15 protein-coding genes are annotated in these 18,419 nt (G+C 69.9%); 8 read left to right on the top strand and 7 right to left on the bottom strand.

From position 1 onward, the window contains the following. Window positions 1-2 precede the first annotated feature (2 nt). Complete coding sequence (locus QZ951_RS19265) at window positions 3-935, bottom strand: hypothetical protein (RefSeq protein WP_293003582.1); 933 nt, start codon at window positions 933-935, stop codon at window positions 3-5. Window positions 936-986: 51 nt separating this feature from the next. Here QZ951_RS19265 and waaA point away from each other — a divergent pair, with 51 nt between their 5' ends. From waaA to QZ951_RS19240, 5 genes are all read left to right on the top strand, one after another. Continuing rightward, window positions 987-2,282, top strand: a complete 1,296-nt coding sequence (gene waaA, locus QZ951_RS19260) for a lipid IV(A) 3-deoxy-D-manno-octulosonic acid transferase (RefSeq protein WP_293003580.1) — start codon at window positions 987-989, stop codon at window positions 2,280-2,282. 124 nt (window positions 2,283-2,406) lie between these two features. After that, window positions 2,407-3,498 (top strand): ligase-associated DNA damage response exonuclease, encoded by a 1,092-nt coding sequence (locus QZ951_RS19255; RefSeq protein WP_293003579.1) that lies wholly within the window; start codon window positions 2,407-2,409, stop codon window positions 3,496-3,498. 57 nt (window positions 3,499-3,555) lie between these two features. Continuing rightward, window positions 3,556-3,951: a GFA family protein gene (locus QZ951_RS19250; RefSeq protein ID WP_293003578.1), complete on the top strand. Its 396-nt coding sequence runs from the start codon at window positions 3,556-3,558 to the stop codon at window positions 3,949-3,951. 18 nt (window positions 3,952-3,969) lie between these two features. Further along, window positions 3,970-5,691 (top strand): ATP-dependent DNA ligase, encoded by a 1,722-nt coding sequence (locus QZ951_RS19245; protein WP_293003577.1) that lies wholly within the window; start codon window positions 3,970-3,972, stop codon window positions 5,689-5,691. Between the two features lie 107 nt (window positions 5,692-5,798). After that, window positions 5,799-7,025 (top strand): MFS transporter, encoded by a 1,227-nt coding sequence (locus QZ951_RS19240; protein ID WP_293003576.1) that lies wholly within the window; start codon window positions 5,799-5,801, stop codon window positions 7,023-7,025. A gap of 7 nt (window positions 7,026-7,032) precedes the next feature. On the opposite strand, the gene QZ951_RS19235 is transcribed toward QZ951_RS19240, so the two are convergent. From QZ951_RS19235 to dtd, 6 genes are all read right to left on the bottom strand, one after another. Continuing rightward, entirely contained in the window at window positions 7,033-11,028 is a 3,996-nt protein-coding gene (locus QZ951_RS19235) for a translocation/assembly module TamB domain-containing protein (RefSeq protein WP_293003575.1), read from the bottom strand. Further along, window positions 11,025-12,779 carry an autotransporter assembly complex family protein gene (locus tag QZ951_RS19230; protein ID WP_293003574.1) on the bottom strand — a complete coding sequence of 585 codons (1,755 nt, stop codon included), beginning with the start codon at window positions 12,777-12,779 and terminating at the stop codon, window positions 11,025-11,027. Before QZ951_RS19230 ends, QZ951_RS19235 begins: the two co-directional genes overlap by 4 nt. 10 nt (window positions 12,780-12,789) lie before the next feature. Continuing rightward, on the bottom strand, window positions 12,790-13,737 hold the full coding sequence (locus QZ951_RS19225; protein ID WP_293003573.1) for a TraB/GumN family protein: 948 nt from the start codon (window positions 13,735-13,737) through the stop codon (window positions 12,790-12,792). After that, a complete protein-coding gene (ttcA, locus tag QZ951_RS19220) occupies window positions 13,727-14,668 on the bottom strand; it encodes a tRNA 2-thiocytidine(32) synthetase TtcA (protein WP_293003572.1) in 942 nt (313 codons plus the stop codon). Before ttcA ends, QZ951_RS19225 begins: the two co-directional genes overlap by 11 nt. 72 nt (window positions 14,669-14,740) lie before the next feature. Further along, window positions 14,741-14,983, bottom strand: a complete 243-nt coding sequence (locus QZ951_RS19215) for a hypothetical protein (protein ID WP_293003571.1) — start codon at window positions 14,981-14,983, stop codon at window positions 14,741-14,743. A gap of 4 nt (window positions 14,984-14,987) precedes the next feature. Beyond that, window positions 14,988-15,434: a D-aminoacyl-tRNA deacylase gene (gene dtd, locus QZ951_RS19210; RefSeq protein WP_293003570.1), complete on the bottom strand. Its 447-nt coding sequence runs from the start codon at window positions 15,432-15,434 to the stop codon at window positions 14,988-14,990. Window positions 15,435-15,481: 47 nt separating this feature from the next. On the opposite strand from dtd, the gene QZ951_RS19205 reads away from it, so the two are divergent. The 3 genes from QZ951_RS19205 to QZ951_RS19195 all read left to right on the top strand — a co-directional run bounded on the left by QZ951_RS19205 (window position 15,482) and on the right by QZ951_RS19195 (window position 18,409). Next, the gene (locus QZ951_RS19205) at window positions 15,482-16,363 is read left to right on the top strand and encodes a lysophospholipid acyltransferase family protein (RefSeq protein ID WP_293003568.1); all 882 of its coding nucleotides are present in this window, start codon (window positions 15,482-15,484) and stop codon (window positions 16,361-16,363) included. 337 nt (window positions 16,364-16,700) lie between these two features. After that, window positions 16,701-17,666 carry an ABC transporter ATP-binding protein gene (locus tag QZ951_RS19200; protein ID WP_293003567.1) on the top strand — a complete coding sequence of 322 codons (966 nt, stop codon included), beginning with the start codon at window positions 16,701-16,703 and terminating at the stop codon, window positions 17,664-17,666. Then, window positions 17,666-18,409, top strand: a complete 744-nt coding sequence (locus tag QZ951_RS19195; protein WP_293003565.1) for an ABC transporter permease subunit — start codon at window positions 17,666-17,668, stop codon at window positions 18,407-18,409. The genes QZ951_RS19200 and QZ951_RS19195 overlap by 1 nt, the downstream gene beginning before the upstream one ends. Window positions 18,410-18,419: the final 10 nt, after the last annotated feature.

The following is an 18,419-nucleotide window of genomic DNA, read 5'->3' as shown; positions in this document are numbered from 1 at the left end:
GCTCAGCGGGCGTAGACATCGGGCGCGCCGGGTGGCCGGTACTTGAACCGGCGGTGGGTCCAGAAATACTGCTCGGGGCAGCGCAGGATCGCGGCTTCGAGCAGGGCCGTGACGCGCACGGTGTCGGCTTCGTCGTCACCGCTCGGGAACTGGTCCAGCGCCGGGCCCATGGTGACGACATAGCGGCCGTCGATGCGCTCCGGAAAGAACGGCACGACCTTGCAGCGGCCGAGCTGCGCCAGCCGCGTGGTCGCGGTCAGGGTCAGGGTCGGCACGCCGAAGAACGGCACGAAGATCGCGCCCGGCACGTCGAGCGTCTGATCCGGCGCGTACCAGACCGCGCCACCGGTGCGCAGCGCCCGCAGCAGGCTTTTCAGATCGTCCTTCGGCAGCGCCGGGCGGCCGGACCGCTGTTCGCGCCAGCGATGCATCCACCAGTTGACGAACGGGTTGTCGGCCGGCCGGTACATCGCATGGAACGGCCGGTGGGCAAGGCAGATCGCCCGCGCGGCGATTTCGAGCGTGGTGAAGTGACCGGTCAGCAGCAGCACGCCGGAACCATCCGCCGCCGCGGCATCCAGATGCTCGACGCCGCGCAGCTCGATGCGGTCGCGCAGCTTGTCGTCCGGCGCCAGCCACGCCAGCAGGGTCTCGAACAGGCCCATGCCCAGCGCCCGGAAGTGGCCTTCGACCCGCCGCACGATGGTCGCTTCGTCCATCGTCGGGAAGCACAGCCGAAGGTTGATCCGGACGATGCGGCGGCGGCTCGGCAGCAGCCGCCAGACCAGCCAGCCGAGCCCGGAGCCGATCGCCAGCAGCGTGCCGACCGGCAGCCAGCACAAGGCCCGGCCGATGCCGAACAGCGCCCAGGCCAACCACCAGCGCGGGTGCAGCAGGGCGCGCGGCAGTGGCGCGGACGGGTCGGTCGGAGTCATCGCGGGAGTTTAGCGTTGCACGCCTCGGCATCGCCCCCCATGCTTGTCGACGTGAGAGCCCTGTACACCGTCCTGCTGTACCTCGCAGCCCCGTTCGTCCTGCTGCGCCTGCTGTGGAAAAGCCGCCTGCTGCCGGCCTATCGCGGGCGGCTGGCCGAGCGCTTCGGTTTCGTCCCGAGGGCCGACGGCATCGGCGCGTGGCTGCATGCGGTGTCGGTCGGAGAGGCACTCGCCGCACAGCCGCTGATCGAGGCGCTGATCGCCCGCCACGGCGCCGGCCGGGTCTGGGTCACCACCACCACGCCGACCGGCTCGTCGCGCATCGCCGCCGCTTTCGGCGACCGCGTGCGCCACAGCTATGCCCCGTATGACCTGCCGGACGCCGTCGCCCGCTTTCTCGACCGCGTGCGCCCGGGGCACGCCATCGTGATGGAAACCGAGCTCTGGCCGAATCTGTTCGCCGCATGTGCCAAGCGCATGATTCCATTGACGATTGCCAACGCCCGGCTGTCGCCCCGATCGTTCCGCGGCTATTCCGCGGTGCGTGGCTTCGCCGCCGCGACGCTTGCGCACTGCACCGCAATTGCCGCCCAGAGCGAAGCCGACGCCGGACGCTTCATCGCGCTCGGCGCGCCGCACACGCGGGTGCAGGCGGTCGGCAACCTGAAGTTCGACCTGACGCTGCCGGACCTGCCGATCCTCCACGGCCGGAACCTGCGCGAGCGCTTCGGCCGCCAGCGTCCGGTGTGGATCGCCGCCAGCACCCACGAAGGCGAGGAAGCGGCCGCGCTGTCGGCCCATGCCGCGCTGCTGGAACTGCATGCCGATGCCCTGCTGGTGCTGGTGCCGCGCCATCCGCAGCGTTTCGACGGCATCTGGCGCCAGATCGTCGACAGCGGCCTGAAGGCCGAGCGGCGCACGCGGCTGGCCGCGCTGGACAAGTCTGGCTACCCGCAAGCGCTTGATGAAGTTCAGGTTTTCCTCGGTGACAGCATGGGCGAGATGTTCCTCTACCTGGCCATGGCCGATGTCGCGTTCGTCGGCGGCAGCCTCGTCGCCATCGGCGGCCACAACATCCTCGAACCGGCGGCGATCGGCCTGCCGGTGCTGTTCGGCCCGGCGATGTTCAACTTCGAGGCTGCGCGCAAGCTGCTGATCGACAGCGGCGCGGCGATCCAGATCGATGACGCGCCGCAACTGGCCGAGGAAACCGCCGTGCTGTTCGGCAACGACCTGCGCCGCCACACGATGGGCAAGGCCGGGGAAGCCGCCGTGCGCGCCAATCGCGGCGCGCTGGCCAAGCTGCTGGCGCTGCTCGACGGGCAGCGCCCGGGCGTATCCGCATGAGGCCGGACGATCTCGTCATCGTGCGGCCGGAAGGGCGCGACGGTGTTGTCGGCGAGCACGGCTCGCCGCCGGAGCGCGCCCGGCCATGGATGGCCGGGCCGGGCACTGCCGCAGGGACGCTTCCATGAGGGAAAACGATCTCGTCATCGTGCGGCCGGAGGGCCTGTACTGCCCGCACGGCGATTTTCACATCGACCCGTGGCGCGGCGTGCCGAAAGCGGTGATCACGCACGCCCACGCCGACCATGCCCGCAGCGGCAGCGCGCACTACTGGGGGGCGGCGCGCGGGCTCGGCCTGCTGCGCGAACGCCTCGGCCGGCAGGCCGCGATCACGCCGCTGGCCTATGGCGAGCGCCTGCGCTTCAACGACGTCACCGTGTCGCTGCACTCGGCCGGCCACGTGCTGGGCTCCGCACAGGTCCGCATCGAGCATGACGACGGCCGGGTCTGGGGCGTGTCCGGTGATTTCAAGCGCGATCCGGACCCGAGCTGCGATCCGTTCGAGCCGTTCCGCTGCGACACCTGGATCACCGAAGCGACGTTCGCGCTGCCGATCTACCGCTGGACCGACACCCGCGACACCGCCGTCGAAATCCTCGACTGGTGGCAGGCCTGCAAGCGCGACGGCCAGACTGCCGTGCTGTTCTGCTACTCGCTCGGCAAGGCCCAGCGCCTGCTGGCCGAACTGGCACAGCTGACCGACGAGCGCGTCTTCGTCCACGGCGCGATGCCGGGGCTGATCAAGGTCTACCGCGACGCCGGCATCCGCATGCTGCCGACCGAGACCATCGCCAACATCAAGAAGGGGACCCCGTTCGCCGGCGAACTGGTGCTGGCCCCGCCGGGCGCTGGCGGCACGCCGTGGATGAAGCGCTTCCACCCGTATTCGACCGGTTTCGCCAGCGGCTGGATGCGCGTGCGCGGCGGCAAGCGCCGCGCCGCGTACGACCGTGGCTTCGTGTTGAGCGACCATGCCGACTGGGACTCGCTGCTGCGCACCATCGACGACACCGGAGCGCGGCGCGTGCTGGTCACCCACGGCCACGGCGACGCCCTGATCGAACACCTGACCGCGCGCGGCATCGAGGCGTCGATGCTGGCGACGAAGTTCGAAGGGGAAGGTGGGGCAGCGACCGATGCCGAAGTCCCGGATGCCGCCGAAAGCCCGGACGCCGCCGTTGCCGAAGCCGATGCCGGCGGCACCGGCAGCGAATAACATCCCGCTCCTGCGGCGGCCGCGCCGCATCGGACCCACCTGATCCCGAGACCTGCGATGCCCACTGGCGCCTGCCTCTGCGGAACCATCCGCTACGAATTCGATCAGCCCGTGTCGCGTATCGGGCTGTGCCACTGCTCGATGTGCCGTCGGGCGTCGGGCACCGCGTTTGCCGCGAACGCCCCCGTGCCGCGCAGCGAGTTCCGGCTGCTCGCCGGCGTCGAGGCGCTGAAGGCCTATGCCTCCAGCCCCGGCAAGCAGCGCTGGTTCTGTTCGAACTGCGGCTCGCCGGTCTACAGCGAATCGGCGTCCTATCCGGATCTGGTCCGCATCCGTCTGGGCTCGCTCGATGCGCCAGCCGGCCGCACGCCGGACTATCACTACCTGCTGAGTGCCAAGGCCGACTGGGACACGAGCGGCGATGACGGCCTGCCGCGCTTCGGCGACGACTGAGCCGGCGCGGCTTCGACGATGAAGCGCTTCGCCGCGCTCTACAGCCGGCTCGACGATACCCGCGGCACCTCGGCCAAGGTCGAGGCGATGCGCGCGTACTTCGCCGAGGCGCCGGCCGCCGATGCGGCCTGGGGCCTGTACTTCCTGACCGGGCAGCGGCTGAAGCGGCTGATTGCGCCAACCCAGCTGCGCGCCTGGATCAGCGATGCGACCGGCTTGGCACCGGGCATCGTCGAGGAGTGCTACGCGCATGTCGGCGATCTGGCCGAAACGCTGGCGCTGCTGCTCGATCGCGCCGAGCGCCCGCAGCCGATGATCGAACGCGGGCTCGCCGACTGGGTGGCGTGGCTGCTGGCCCTGCGCGAGCGCGACCTCGACGCGCAGCGCGCCGCGCTGCTCGACGTCTGGGCGCGACTGCCGCTGGACGAGTGCTTCCTGTTCAACAAGCTGCTGACGGGTGCGCTCAGGGTCGGCGTGTCCAGCGGACTGGCGGCGCGGGCGCTGGCCTTGCACGCCGGGCTCGACGAAACCCTGATCGCGCAACGACTGATGGGCGAGTGGCTGCGCGTTGCAAGCACCGCTCGCAGCAGCCGCGAGCGTCCGGCCATGGATGGCGACTCGCTCGCGTGCCATCGCAATAGCGCGGCCGACGCCTTCGCCGCGCTGCTGGCACCGGGCAGCGCCGAGGCCCATCCGTCGCAGCCGTACCCGTTCTGCCTCGCGAGCCCGATCGAGGATGCGCCGGACGCGGTCTGGGACGCCGGCCTGCCGTCCGGGCTCGGGCCGGTCGAAGCCTGGCTCGCCGAGTGGAAATGGGACGGCATTCGCGGCCAGCTGATCCGTCGCGCCGGGCAGACCTTCCTGTGGTCGCGCGGCGAGGAAATGCTGAACGGCCGCTTCCCGGAAATCGAGGCCGTGGCGGCGCGGCTGCCGGACGGCACCGTGCTCGACGGCGAAATCCTCGCGCATGACGGCACCGCCGTGCTGACGTTCGCCAAGCTGCAGACGCGAATCGGGCGCAAGACCGTCGGGAAGAAGCTGCTGGCCGAGGCACCCGTCGCCTTCGTCGCGTACGACCTGATCGAGTGGCAAGGCGAGGACTGGCGCAGCCGGCCGCTGGCCGAGCGGCGCGCGCAGCTTGAAGCGATCGTCACGGAGACGGCCGCGGCACGGCTGAAGCTGTCCGAACCGGTGATCGCCGACCGCTGGGACGCGCTGGCTGCATCGAGAGCCGAAGCCCGCGAGCGCGGCGTCGAAGGTCTGATGCTGAAGTCGCTCGATTCCGGCTACCAGACCGGCCGCAAGCGCGGCGCGTGGTGGAAATGGAAGCTTGCGGCGATGACCATCGACTGCGTGCTGGTCTACGCGCAGGCCGGCCATGGGCGCCGCGCCAACCTGTACACCGACTACACGCTCGGCGTCTGGGAAGGCCCGAACCCCGGCGAAGGCCTGCTGCTGCCGGTGGCCAAGGCCTATTCCGGCCTGACCGATGCCGAGCTGAACAAGATGGATCACTGGATCAAGCAGCACACGCGCGAGAAGTTCGGGCCGGTGCGCAGCGTCGCGGCGAACGCCGAGGTCGGGCAGGTGTTCGAGATCGCGTTCGAAGGCATTCAGGCCAGCACCCGGCACAAGGCCGGCATCGCGCTGCGCTTCCCTCGCATCGCTCGCTGGCGCACCGACAAGCCGACGCGCGAAGCCAACACGCTGGCCGATCTGAAAGCGTTCCTGAAACGCTGACGGGACCTTGCGGATTCGCCGCCGCCGCCGACGTCACGCGCCGCTCGGGTTCGGGACAGCCGCCGTGCGCTAGCATTTCGCCACCCACGGTCCCTTCGCCGCGCCCCATGAATCCGTCTTCTCCCGGCAACCGCGCCGTCTGGCTGCTGATGCTGTCCGCGGCCGCGATTCTCGCGCTGACGATGGGGGCGCGGCAGTCGCTCGGCCTGTTGATCCGGCCGATCGTCGACGGCACCGGCATCGGCGTGGTGTCGCTGAGCTTCGCGCTCGCCATCGGCCAGTTCGTCTGGGGTGCGGTGCAGCCGGTGTTCGGGGCGATTGCCGACAAGGCCGGCGCGGTCGCCGTCGTGGTCTGGGGCAGTCTGCTGATGGCCGCGGGCCTCGGCGTGGCGGCGCTGTTCCCATCGGAATTCGGGCTGACCCTCGGGCTCGGCGTGATGAGCGCGGCCGGCGCCGGGGCCGGCGCGTTCTCGATCCTGATCGGCGCCACATCCCGGCAACTGCCGCCGGAGCGCCGGGCGTTCGCGGCCGGCTTCATCAATGCCGGCGGCTCGTTCGGGCAGTTCGCGTTCGCGCCGATCGTGCAGGCGCTGATCGCGGCATTCGGCTGGGTCGCGGCCCTCTGGTCGATGGCGGCGAGCACCTTGCTGGCCTTGCCGCTGGCCCGAGCGCTCGGCGGCCCCGCGCTTCCCGAGCCGGCCGGCGGGCCGGCGCCGATCACGCTGTCCGAACAGATCGCCATCGCGCTGCGCGATCGCAGCTACTGGCTGCTGCATCTCGGCTTCTTCACCTGCGGCCTGCACATCGCGTTTCTGGTCACGCACCTGCCGGGCGAGGTCGCGCTGTGTGGCCTGCCGGCCGGGGTGTCGGCGACCTCGCTGGCGCTGATCGGCCTGTTCAACATCGCCGGCAGCCTGACCGCCGGTGCCCTCGGCCAGCGGATGCGGATGAAGACGGTGCTGGCCGCGGTCTATGCCGCGCGGGCGCTGTTCATCGGCCTGTTCCTGCTGCTGCCGCGCACCGCGTGGACGTTCTACGCCTTCGCCGCCGCGCTCGGCTTCACCTGGCTGGCCACGGTGCCGCCGACGGCGGGCCTCGTCGACAAGCTGTTCGGCACGCGCCATCTCGGCACCCTGTTCGGGCTGACGCTGCTCAGCCACCAGATCGGCGGCTTCTTCGGCGCCTGGCTCGGCGGCATCGCGATCAGCCGCTTCGGCGACTACGCGTGGATGTGGATCGCCGACCTGGTGCTGGCGCTGATCGCCGCCGCGTTCTGCCTGCCGGTACGCGAGGCCAAGCTGCCGGCAACGCTGCCAACGCCGCAGCCGGCCTGAGCCGCGGTCACGGCACGGCCTTCGGTGCCACCGGCAGGGCATCCGGATCGGTCACCGGTTCCGGCGCCGGAATCGCGTCCGGCGTGCGCGTCGGGTCCGGGGCCGGGCCGGCCTGTGGTGCGGCGTCGACACCCGGCTTGACGACGGTGCCGGGCGCCTTCTTGCCGCGCTCGGTCGTGTAGATGACATCGCCGCCGCTCGCGGTGCCGCTTTCGGTCGACAGCTTGAAGCCGCGGCCGAGCGTGTACAGCATCCGGAACGTGTAGCCATCCTGGAACAGGCTGATGCCGTAGCTGACGAACAGCCGCGGCGTCAGGTACTTGCCGAGCGTCAGCTGCGCCGCCTGCGCGCCGGCATCGACACCGGCACCGGCGCTCTGGGCACCGCTGATGCTCTGCGCGTTCGCCGCCACTTCGGAACCGCTGCCGGCGGCACCGCCGACCGACAGCTGATCCAGCCCGATCTTCTTGCCGAGCAGGCCGGCCACGTAGTCGCCGCCGCCAAGGCCGAGGCTCAGTGCAGCGCTCGACACCAGGCTGCGGTCCTGCGTCGAGCTGGTTTCGAGCGAACGGCCGAGCACCAGCCAGCTCAGCTGCTGCTCGCGCGGCAGGTTCGGGCTCGATTGCAGGGTCAGCGTCGGCTTCGCCAGCGTGCCGCGCACGCGCACGCCGACGGTGATGTCCTCGCGCGGCTTGCGCGTGGCGTACAGGTCCACCGCCGGGGTCGTCACCGAGCCGCCGCTGAACAGCAGCCGCCCGGTCTCGATGTTCAGATCCTGCCCGTAGGCCTTGTAGCGGCCATCGATCAGGCGCAGCTCGCCGTTGGCGAGCGCGTCGCGCGCCGGCTGCTGGGTCAGGGTCACGGCACCCTCGATCCGCGTCTTGAGGCCGAAGCCCTCGATCTGCACGGCCTTGCCGAGCGCCAGCTTCAGCGCGACGAACACCTTCAGCGGGGGCTCCTTCGGCGGCAGCTCGACGCCGATCAGCACCTGATCGCCGCTGACATCGACACCGCCGCCGCCGAGGCCTTTCGGCGTGATGTCGGCACGCGGCACCTGAAGCGTGCCGCTCAGGGTCAGGCCTTCGAGGTCGCGCACCAGACGCAAGTCCGGCGAAATCCAGGCGCGGGCCTGCGGCGTGTTCATCGCCTGGAATTCGTCGCCCTTCACGGTGATGTCGGCGCGGATCGGCCGGGCATACGGGTCGATGGTGCCGGCGATGGCCAGCGCACCGGTGCCGGATTTCGCGCTGCCGGTCAGTTTCAGCGGGTCGTCGCCGGCGCCGTTCAGATCGAGCGTGACCTCCTTCAGGTCGATGCCGGCCACGACCAGCCGCGCCTGACCGTCGCGCAGCTTCACGTCGCCATTCAGGCGCGGCGCCGCCGGCGTGCCGCTGACGCCGAACGCGCCGTTCAGCTTGCCGTCGAGCTTGTTCAGCGCCGGCAGCAGCGGTTCGAGGAACGCGAGACTCGGCGCATCCAGCCCGATCCGGCCGCTGAGCGCACGCTCCATGAAACTCGGGCCGGGTGCGGCGGCCACGTCGGCCGTGATCGCGGTCTGCGCCGCGCGCAGTTCCAGGGTCGTGGTCAGCAGGCCGTCGGCAGACTGGTTCGCGCGCAGGCTGCCGACATCCAGCCGCAGCACCGGCGCATCCGGCACTTCGACCGAGGCCTCGCGCAGGTTCAGCGCGGCCTGCGCCTGCGCCACGTCGCCGCCGGTGAAGTTGACGAAGCCTTCGCCATCGAGACTGCCGGCGACCTTCATCTGCGGGTCGAGCAGCGGCTGCAAGGTCGCGATCAGCAGCTTCTTGATGTTCCAGCCGACGCGCGCGCCATCGGCCAGCACGTTCTGCTCCAGCTGGAAACAGGCCTCGCCGCCGCTGCCGGTCAGGCAGGCGGATTCCAGCGCGCGGCGCTTCTGGCCGATCAGGATGCCGGCCGGCTTGGCCAGCGCCCACGCGGTCAGCTTGCTCGGCGCCAGACCCAGCGCGGCGAGCTCGCCGCCCCACTCGTTGCGCACGCGGTCGTAGCCGCCCTGCAGGGCCAGATTGGCCTTGCCGCGCTCGGTGTCGGCCTCGAGTTCCAGCCGGTGGTAGACCTCGAGCCCGGTCATCCGCAGCTTGACCAGATCGATCTGCAGCCCGGCGTCGGCCTTGGCCAGATCGACCGCGATCTTGGAATCGACCATCGGATCGACATCGGCATTCCAGCTCAAGCGCTGCGCACGCAGGTCGCCGTAGCGCAGCGCGCCGGCCTCGCCCTGCGTCACCAGATGCGGCTGCTCCAGCGTGCCGTCGAGCGCAAAGGTGAACGCCGCGCGGCCGCCCAGTTCCGGCAGCAGCGCGCCGAGGTTCGGGCTGTCGAACGCGCCCTTCAGCGCGAACGGCGGGCTTGCCTGCCCGCTGGCGGTCACCTTGGTCGCGCCGGACTCGAGCCGCAGGCGTTCGATCGTCACCACCTCGCCCGCGACATCGGCAAGCGCCGCCAGCTTCAGCGGATAGCCGCGCAGCCGCGAGTTCTCGATCACCGCATCGGCGACGATCGGGCTGTTGTCGGCGGCGTCGGTGGTGACGACGATGCGGCCGTTCAGATCGCCCGGCCATTCCGGCACGAACTGCGCCGGATCGATCTTCGCGATGTCGGCATCGACATTGACCTTCAGCGCCGGCGACCAGACCACCGCGCCCTTTGCCCGCACGCTGCCCTTGCCGGCTTTCAGCAGCAGGTCCTGCAGCTTCACGTCGCGCGCGCCGGCGGTGCCGGCCACGTTCAGCGAGAACGGCTTGCCGCGGATCGAGGAGTCGCTCAGCTCCGCAGTGAACGTGACTTCCGGCTCGCCGCCGGTCATCGCCGTCTGGCTGTCGAGCTGGCCGTTCAGATCGCCCGGAAACTCCGCCGCGAACAGCGATGGATCGAGCTTCGAGAACGTGGCCTTCAGGTCCGCCGTCAGCTGCGGCGACCAGGCGACATCGCCGGCCGCCTGCACGCTGCCGCGCGCACCGGGTGGCTGCGGCTTGCCGCCGCGCTCGCTGGCCAGCGTGTCGAGCCCGAAGTGATCGAGATGCACCGCGGCGAGGCTGCCGCTGCCTTTCGCGGCGAGCTGGGCCGGCTGATCCTGCAGCACGGCGGTCGTCGCGATGTCGAAGGTATAGGCGTTCAGCCCGCCGCCGATCGCCGCCGTGCCGTTCAGGTCGCTGGCCAGCGGCGGCTTGCCGTCGACCGGCACGAACGGCCAGCGCAGGCCGGTCCACGTCAGCTTCAGGTCGCTGGCCACCGCTTCGAAGCCGAAGCGGCCCTGCGCGGCGATCTCGCCGGGACCCTTGACCTGCAGCGACTCGAAATCGATCGCCTGCTGCCGCATCCGGGCCTTGGCCACCGCGGCGATCGGGCCGGTCAGCGCCAGCGCGGTGTCGAGCCGATCGACCGTGATCGTGTCGCCGAACCACTGGCCGGCGAACTCGGCGTGCGCGATCACGAACGGCTCGCCGGCTGTCGCAGCCGCGTCCGCACCGGCCGCCGGCGGCGACGGATGCAGGGTGAAGGCGTCCAGGGTCAGCGCATCGATGCGGATGTCGAGCGGCAGCCGCACCGGCAGGGTGGTCGGCGTCGGCGGCGTGGTCGGCGGCTTCGACGGCCCCGGCGTCACGTCGAGCGTGTCGACCCGCAGTTCCTCGACGTGCAGCCGCCGCGCCAGCAGCGCCGATGGCTGGTGCTTCAGGTGCACGCGACGGATGGTGACGAGGGTCCCGTCGCTGCCGGTGTAGCGGACATCGCGCAGATCGAGCGTGCCGAGCAGATGGCCGCTGGCGCTGCCGACGCGGATCAGGCCGCCGCTCAGCGCTTCCGCCTGCGCCAGCCCGAACCGCAGGCCGCGCTCGGTGCCGGCCACGAACACCAGCAGCGCCACGACGAACGCGATCAGGCCGATCGCGACGCCGAACAGCCAGCGGCCGATGCGGAACCGCGCCGATGACGGCGGCGGCGGTGACGCGGTTTCGGAACTCACAGCCCGACCCTCACGCCGAGGTGGAAGCGCACCGGCGACTGTCCGGCGTCGAACGGATGCGCCAGATCGAACGCGAACGCGCCGAACGGCGCCCGATAGCGGAAGCCCAGCCCGGCACCGAGGCTGAAATCGACGACCGGGTTGTCGCCGGCGCCGCCGGTATCGACGAACGCGGCGAGCCCGTAAGTCTTGTAGAAGTACCAGTTGGCTTCGCCGCTGGCCGTGGTCAGGTACTTGCCGCCGGTGACGCGGCCGTTGACATCGCGCGGCCCGAGCGACTGGTACGAGTAGCCGCGCACGCTGTCGTCGCCGCCGGCGAAGAAGCGCTGCGACGGCGGCAGGTTGTTGAAGCTGCCGACCGCGGTCGCGCCTTGATCGACGCGCGCCAGCAGGTACACGCGATTGCCGACGTACAGCGTGCCGCGCAGCTTGATCAGGCCCTGCACGAAGTTGGTGTCCGACAGCAGCGCGGTGGAGCCGCCGTGGACATCGAAGAACGCATACAGGCCGCGCTTCGGGAAGATCGGGTCATCGCCGATGCTGCGGGTCAGCGACAGGCCCGGCACCAGCAGCTTCGACTGCTGCGGCGCGCTTTGCCGGATCGTGTAGTTGTCGAACGTGAAGTCGATGTAGGCGCGCTGCTGCCAGAGCCGGCCGCGGCGGTTGTAGCTGGCGCCGAAGCGATACAGCGTTTCCTTCACGTCGCTGAAGTTCTGGGTCAGCGCCTGCGTGGTGAAGCTGAACGAATCGCTCGGGTTGCGGCCGTACGGAATCCGGTATTCGGCGATCGCGGTCGAGATCACCGGCGACACCCGCAGATCGAGCCGCAGCTTGTGGCCGAGATCGTTCAGGCGGCGGAACTCGGAACCGAAGCTCGCGCGCGGCCCGGTGTCGGTGCCGTAGCCGACGCCGAACTTGTAGCTGCGCGGGGCCTTCTCGGTGGTGTGCACGATCATCGGAATGCGCAGGTCGGCGTCCGCCTGATCCTTGCGCGATTCGACGTCGACGCTGTCGAAGTAGTCGAGATCGCTGAACGCGAACTGGGTGCTGAGGACCTTGGCCGGGTCGTAGGTCTCGCCCGGTTCGAAGGTGAGATAGCGGCGCAGGAAGGACTCGCGCAGACGGCTGTCCTGCTGGTCGATCGCGATGTCGCCGAAGCGGTAGCGGCGGCCGGTGTCGAGCGTCAGCAGCACTTCGGCGGTGTTGCTTGGCACGTCGATGCGCAGCTCGTGCCGGGTCAGCTGGGCATCGAGCAGGCCGGCGGAATACGCCGTCTGCGACAGCGCGCTCTTCAGCGTCTCGTATTCCTCGTGCTTGATGCGCTCGCCGAGCTTCAGCGGCCGCGGCCGCTCCTTGAGCTTCTGCAGCGCAGGCTCGTCGGCGCCGTCGCCGAGGATCTGCAGGTCGATCCGGGTGATCGCGGTCAGCGGCCCGGCATCGACGAAGTAGTCGGCGATCCAGTTCGGGGCCGATCCCTTCAGCTCGCTGGTGACGGTGATGTTGTACCAGCCGAACGGCTGCAGGGCCCCCTTGATCTCGGCCTCGCCCTGCTTGAACAGGCGCTCGACATCGGACACTTCATAGCTGCCCTTGTCGGCATCGGTGCGCTTGGCGTATTCGAGGATCGACAGCCGGGCGTAGGCGTTGTCGCGCTCGTCAGAGCCGAGGCCCCGAACGCGAACGTCGATGCCGGCCCAGGCGGGCTGGGCAAGCGCGACGATCAGCAGCAGGGAAAAGACCGGGAACCGCATCAACCGGAGTCTAGCGAGTTCCGGCGGTCAGCTCGTGACGCTTTGCAGAACTTGACGCCAGCGCGTCCGGATCGCCGATCAGGAACGGTGTGACGCGATAGCCGGCGGCGCTCAGGCTGGCCAGCAGGCCGTCGGGGCCGACCCAGTGCGCGGCACCGACGACGATCAGCTGCCGCTTCGGGCCGTCGAGGATGGTCTTCAGCATCGGCAGCCAGGCGCGGTTGCGGCCGGCCAGCAGGTGTTCGTAGATCGCCGGGTAGTCGCGCTTCATCTCGGCGACCAGGCCTTCGATGCGCGCGGTGTCGTTGTCGCGCCAGGCGCGGAACATCTCGGCCGGCTCGTCGACCTTCGACGTCGGCGCCGCCACCGAGGCTTCGAGAAACTGCTTCGACAGCGCCACCGGCATGTTGGTGAACAGCCGCAGATGGACGGCCGGCGGCTCGAACCAGGTCTGCGGCTTGTTGCTGCGCTCGGCCGCCACGTGCAGCTGCCGGTCCAGCCCGAACTCGCCGCGGAAGCCGGCGCGCTGGTACGCGTACAGCTCCAGCGACAGCGCGCAGAACCACGGCCGGCTGCCTTCGCACAGCGCCGGCGGCACGCCGAGCTGGCGCACCCGGGCCTGCACCAGCGCGTAGATGCCCGGCGCAATCTCGGCCTTCAGCCCGCGCGGGGCCTTGGCGGCATCGAGCATCAGCCGGGTGTTCTCCGGCGCGCTGAGGGCGTCGATGTCGGACTCGAACACCAGTCCGTCGGCGCCGTTGAAGGCCTGCTGGATGCCCGTGGGCAGCCGTCCGACCGCCTTCGGCAGCAGATGCACCGAGCCCAGCAGGTAATGCGTGGTCTTCGGTCCCTGCACCTGCCACAGGAACGGCGCTTCCGCCGGCGCCGCCGCACTGGCAGCGGTCGTCAGCAGCAGCGCGGCAGCGGCCAGCCAGCGGCGCGCGAGGCTATTCGGCATCGGCGTCTCCGGCCGTCTGCCGGGACGCCGCGTCGGCACCGGGCATCAGCCAGTCGCGCCGCTCGCCGCCGCCGTCGAGTCCGGCGAAGTCGAACAGCTCGCCATCGGCCAGCTGCGACGGCTTGACGTGCTTCAGCGCCGAGAACACGTGTTCGATGCGGCCGGGGTACTTCGTTTCCCACTCGTTCATCAGCTTGCGCACCTGCACGCGCTGCAGCTGATCCTGCGAGCCGCACAAGGTGCAGGGGATGATCGGGAACTGCTCGTGGGCCGCGTACTCGACGATGTCGGCCTCGCGGACATAGGCCAGCGGCCGGATCACGATGTGCTTGCCGTTGTCGCTCTTGAGCTTCGGCGGCATCGCCGCGAGCTTGGCGTTGAAGAACAGGTTCAGGAAGAACGTGGCGACGATGTCGTCGCGATGATGGCCCAGCGCGATCTTGTTGTAGCCATGAGCCTCGGCATACGAATACAGCGCGCCGCGCCGCAGCCGCGAGCAGAGGCCGCACAGGGTCTTGCCTTCCGGCACCACGCGCTTGACCACCGAGTAGGTGTCCTGCTCGATGATGTGGAACGGCACGCCGCGCGCCTTCAGGTATTCCGGCAAGACGTGCTCCGGAAAGCCCGGCTGCTTCTGGTCGAGATTGACCGCGGTGATCTCGAAATCCACCGGGGCCGCCTCGCGCAGCATCAGCAGGATGTCGAGCAGGGTGTAGCTGTCCTTGCCGCCGGACAGGCAGACCATCACCCGGTCGCCGTTGCGGATCATCCCGTAATCCATGATCGCCTGGCCCACCTGGCGGCGCAGGCGCTTGACCCGCTTGTTGTGCTCCAGCCGGACGCGTTCGGCATCGGCAGGCTGCGCCGGCGGCACGGGTGTGCGGGCAGCGGCGGCAGCGGGGGCGATCAGGTCGGACAGGGCAACGGACATGCGCGATTCAACGGTTTGGCGACGGCGAATGATGCGGCACGGCTCGTGGCGCTGTCGAAAGCGGGCCGTGGCTCAGGCGCCGGCGGTCGTGTCGGCGGACGGATCGGGCGGCGCAGCGGCGGCCGGGCCCGGCGCGGCCGACACGCCGCGGCCATCGACTGCCGCGCGCCACTCGCTGTCCGGAATCACCCGGCCCATGTGCTTGACCAGGCTCGCAACCTCGTCGCCGCGGACCCAGCGGCGCGGGGCCTGATATGGGTCATCGTTGGGGTCGTCGTCCATGGCATCAACGATGGCCTTGCCGTCGGTCGCCATCGGCTCAGGCCTCCAGCCAGAACGTGACCGGCCCGTCGTTGACGAGGCTGACCTGCATGTCCGCCCCGAACACGCCGCTGGCCGCACCGGGCCAGATGGCTTGCGCCTCGGCGACCAGGCCGGCGTACAGCGCGCGCGCCTCGTCGGGTGGCGCGGCCGGCGTGAAGCTGGCGCGCGTGCCGCTGTCGGTATCGGCCGACAGGGTGAACTGCGAGACCAGCAGCAGGCCGCCGCGTTCCGGGCCGAGATCGCGCAGGCTCTTGTTCATGCGGCCGGTGTCGTCCTCGAACACGCGGTAGCCGAGCAGCCGTTCGAGCAGGCGCGAGGCGCGGGCGGGCGTGTCCCCGCGCTGGATGCCGATCAGCACCAGCAGGCCGCGGTCGATCCGGGCCATCGTGCGGCCATCGATCTCGACGCTGGCGCGCCGGACGCGTTGCAGGAGTCCGATCATCGAAGGGGCATCGAAGGCGCGGGGCCCGGTCGGGCGATAATGGCGGGATGCAGACTGTACTTCGCGTCGTGTTCACCGTGCTCGGCCAGCTGCCGCTGGGCCTGCTGCATGCGCTGGGCGCGGGCCTCGGGCGGCTGCTGTGGCGGCTGCCGAACCGGTTCCGGGCGATCACCGTGCTGCACCTCGAACGCTGCCTGCCGGATGCCGCACCGGAGGCGCGCCACCGCATCGCCCGCGCCAGCCTGATGGCCAGCGGTCAGGCGATCTTCGAAGCGCCGGCGATCTGGTACGGCCCGGACCGTCGCCTGCGCCGCTGGCTCGACGACACAAGTGCGCTTCAGACGATTCGCGACGCCCACGCGCAGGGTCGCGGCGTGATCCTGCTGACACCGCATCAGGGCGCCTGGGAGCTGGCCAGCTTCTTCTGCGCGCAGGTCGCGCCACTGACGGTGCTGTACAAGCCGCAGAAGGGCGCCGCCGATGCCGTGATCCGCGACGGCCGCGCCCGCTGGCCGACGGTGACGCCGGTGCCGACGACCGGCGCCGGGGTCAAGGCGCTGCTGTCGGCCCTCAAGCGCGGCGAGATGGTCGGCATCCTGCCGGATCACGATCCACCGGAATCCTCCGGTACGGTTTTCGCGCCGCTGTTCGGCATGCCGGCCAACACGATGGATCTGGTGACCAAGCTCGCGGCGCGCACCGGTGCGCCGGTACTGTTCATCGTCGCCGAGCGCCTGCCGCGCGCCGCCGGCTTCCGCTTCCGGCTGTGGCCGGCATCGGCCGCGATCGCCGACGCCGCGCACGGCCCGGCCGCCCTGAACGAAGGCGTCGAAGCCTGTGTCCGGGCGCTGCCGGAGCAGTACTGGTGGAGCTACCGGCGCTTCCGCCGCCGCCCACCCGGCGAACCGGACTTTTATCGCAGCCGGTGATCCGGGCGGGAATCCGCGAATTCGGGCGCATTCCGGCAAACATCGCGGGGACCCGCACCCTGGACCGGTCGTCCGGAGGCCCGGCGCGTCACGGTTTCGAAAGCTGGAATTGCGCAGAATGACGGCCGTTGCACGGAACTAGCGTGCTGTTGCAGGGTTTTGCAGGGCGATAAGCGGTCTTGATCCGGATTCATGCCGGAACGCCGGTCACCGTCCATGCTATTGATCTGACTAGCGCGGCGCATAGAATCCGGCGCTGCATCCCGCACCGACATCGTTCTCCGTGGGTTTTGGAGCGGTTTCGCGCGGCTTTCCATTCGGCAGACCTCAAAATTCAATGGACAATCCCATCCTGATGGAGGCGCAGGGGCTGACGCGTCGCTACGGCAACAATGTCGCGGCGAACAACGTCAACCTGACGCTGCGCAAAGGCGAAATTCTCGGCCTGCTCGGCCCGAACGGCGCTGGCAAGTCGACGACGATGAAGATGCTGGCCGGCGTGCTGGCACCGACCGAGGGCCACGTCACGATCAATGGCGTGTCGCTGGCGGACGATCCGCGCGGCGCCAAGAAGAGCCTCGGCTATCTGCCGGAACAGCCGCCGGTCTACCCGGAACTGACCGTCGACGAGTACCTGCGCTACGCCGCCGGCCTGCACGGCGTGCGCAAGTCCGATCTGAAGGACGCGCTGGCCAGCGCCAAGGCCTCGTGCGGCCTGAACGAGATGGCGAAGCGGCTGATCGGCAACCTGTCGAAGGGCTACCAGCAGCGCGTCGGCATCGCGCAGGCGATCATCCATCGCCCGGCCGTGGTCATCCTCGACGAACCGACGGTCGGCCTCGATCCCATCCAGATCCTCGAAATCCGCAAGTTGATCAAGGAGTTGGGCGAGCAGCACTCGGTCATCCTGTCGTCCCACATCCTGCCGGAAATCCAGGCCGTGTGTGCCCGCGTGATGATCATCCACCGCGGTCGCGTGGTGTATTCCGAGCCGCTAGCCGCCGCCGGCACCGAAGGCTTCAAGACCGTGCTGGTCGGCTTCACGAATCCGCCGAAGGCCGCCGCCCTCGCCGCCCTGCCGGGCGTCGCGAAGGTCGAGCCGGCGCCGCGCCAGCACTTCCGCGTGCATGTCGTCGGCACCGCAGACCCGCGCGCGGCGATTGCCGCTGCGGCGGATGCCGGCGGCTGGGGCCTGATCGAGCTGCATGCGCAGGTCCGCACGCTGGAAGAGATCTTCGTCGAGCTGACGCTGGGCGAAGTGCTGCATACCGAAGCCGCCGCCCCGACGCAGGAAGCCGCCTGATGTTGACCACGCTGACCATCGCCCGCACCGAAGCGCGGCGCATCTTCGTTTCCCCGCTGGCCTGGGCCGTGCTGGCCGTGATGCAGGCCATCCTCGGCGTCGTGTTCCTGCTGCTGATCCTCGAATACGCGCAGAACCCGCGCGGTCAGGACAAGTACACCGGTCTGGCCGACTACATCGGCGGCGGCCTGTATTCGTTCGCGACGATCGTGCTGCTGCTGATCATGCCGATCCTGACCATGCGCCTGTTCGCCGAAGAGCGGAAATCCGGCAGCCTGACCCTGCTGCTGTCGTCGCCGGTGTCGCTGATCCAGGTCGTGCTCGGCAAGTTTCTGGGCCTGTCGGTGTTCATCCTCGCGACGATCGCGCTGCTGGCCTCGATGCCGCTGGTGCTGCTGGTCGGCTCGAATCTGGACCTCGGCCGCATCGGTGCCGGCCTGCTCGGGCTGACCCTGCTGATGATGTCGCTCGGCGCGGCCGGCCTGTTCGTCTCGACGCTGACCAAGGAACCGACGATCGCCGCGGTCGGCAGCTTCGGCCTGCTGCTGCTGTTCTGGATGATGCAGATCCTCGGCACGCAGCACGGCTGGGTCGGCGACGTGCTCGGCTATCTGGCGCTCGTCAGCCACTTCGAAAGCATGCGTCGCGGCATCTTCAATTCCGGCGACGTCGTGTTCTATCTGCTCTTCACCGGGCTGTTCCTGTGGCTGGCCGTGCTGCGGCTCGACAGCGAACGCAGCTGATCCCGGACAC

The organism is Nevskia sp. (genome assembly GCF_021732705.1).
Taxonomy (GTDB): domain Bacteria; phylum Pseudomonadota; class Gammaproteobacteria; order Nevskiales; family Nevskiaceae; genus Nevskia.
Note: the sequence above shows the minus strand (reverse complement) of the source record. Positions and strands in the feature narration are given on the sequence as shown.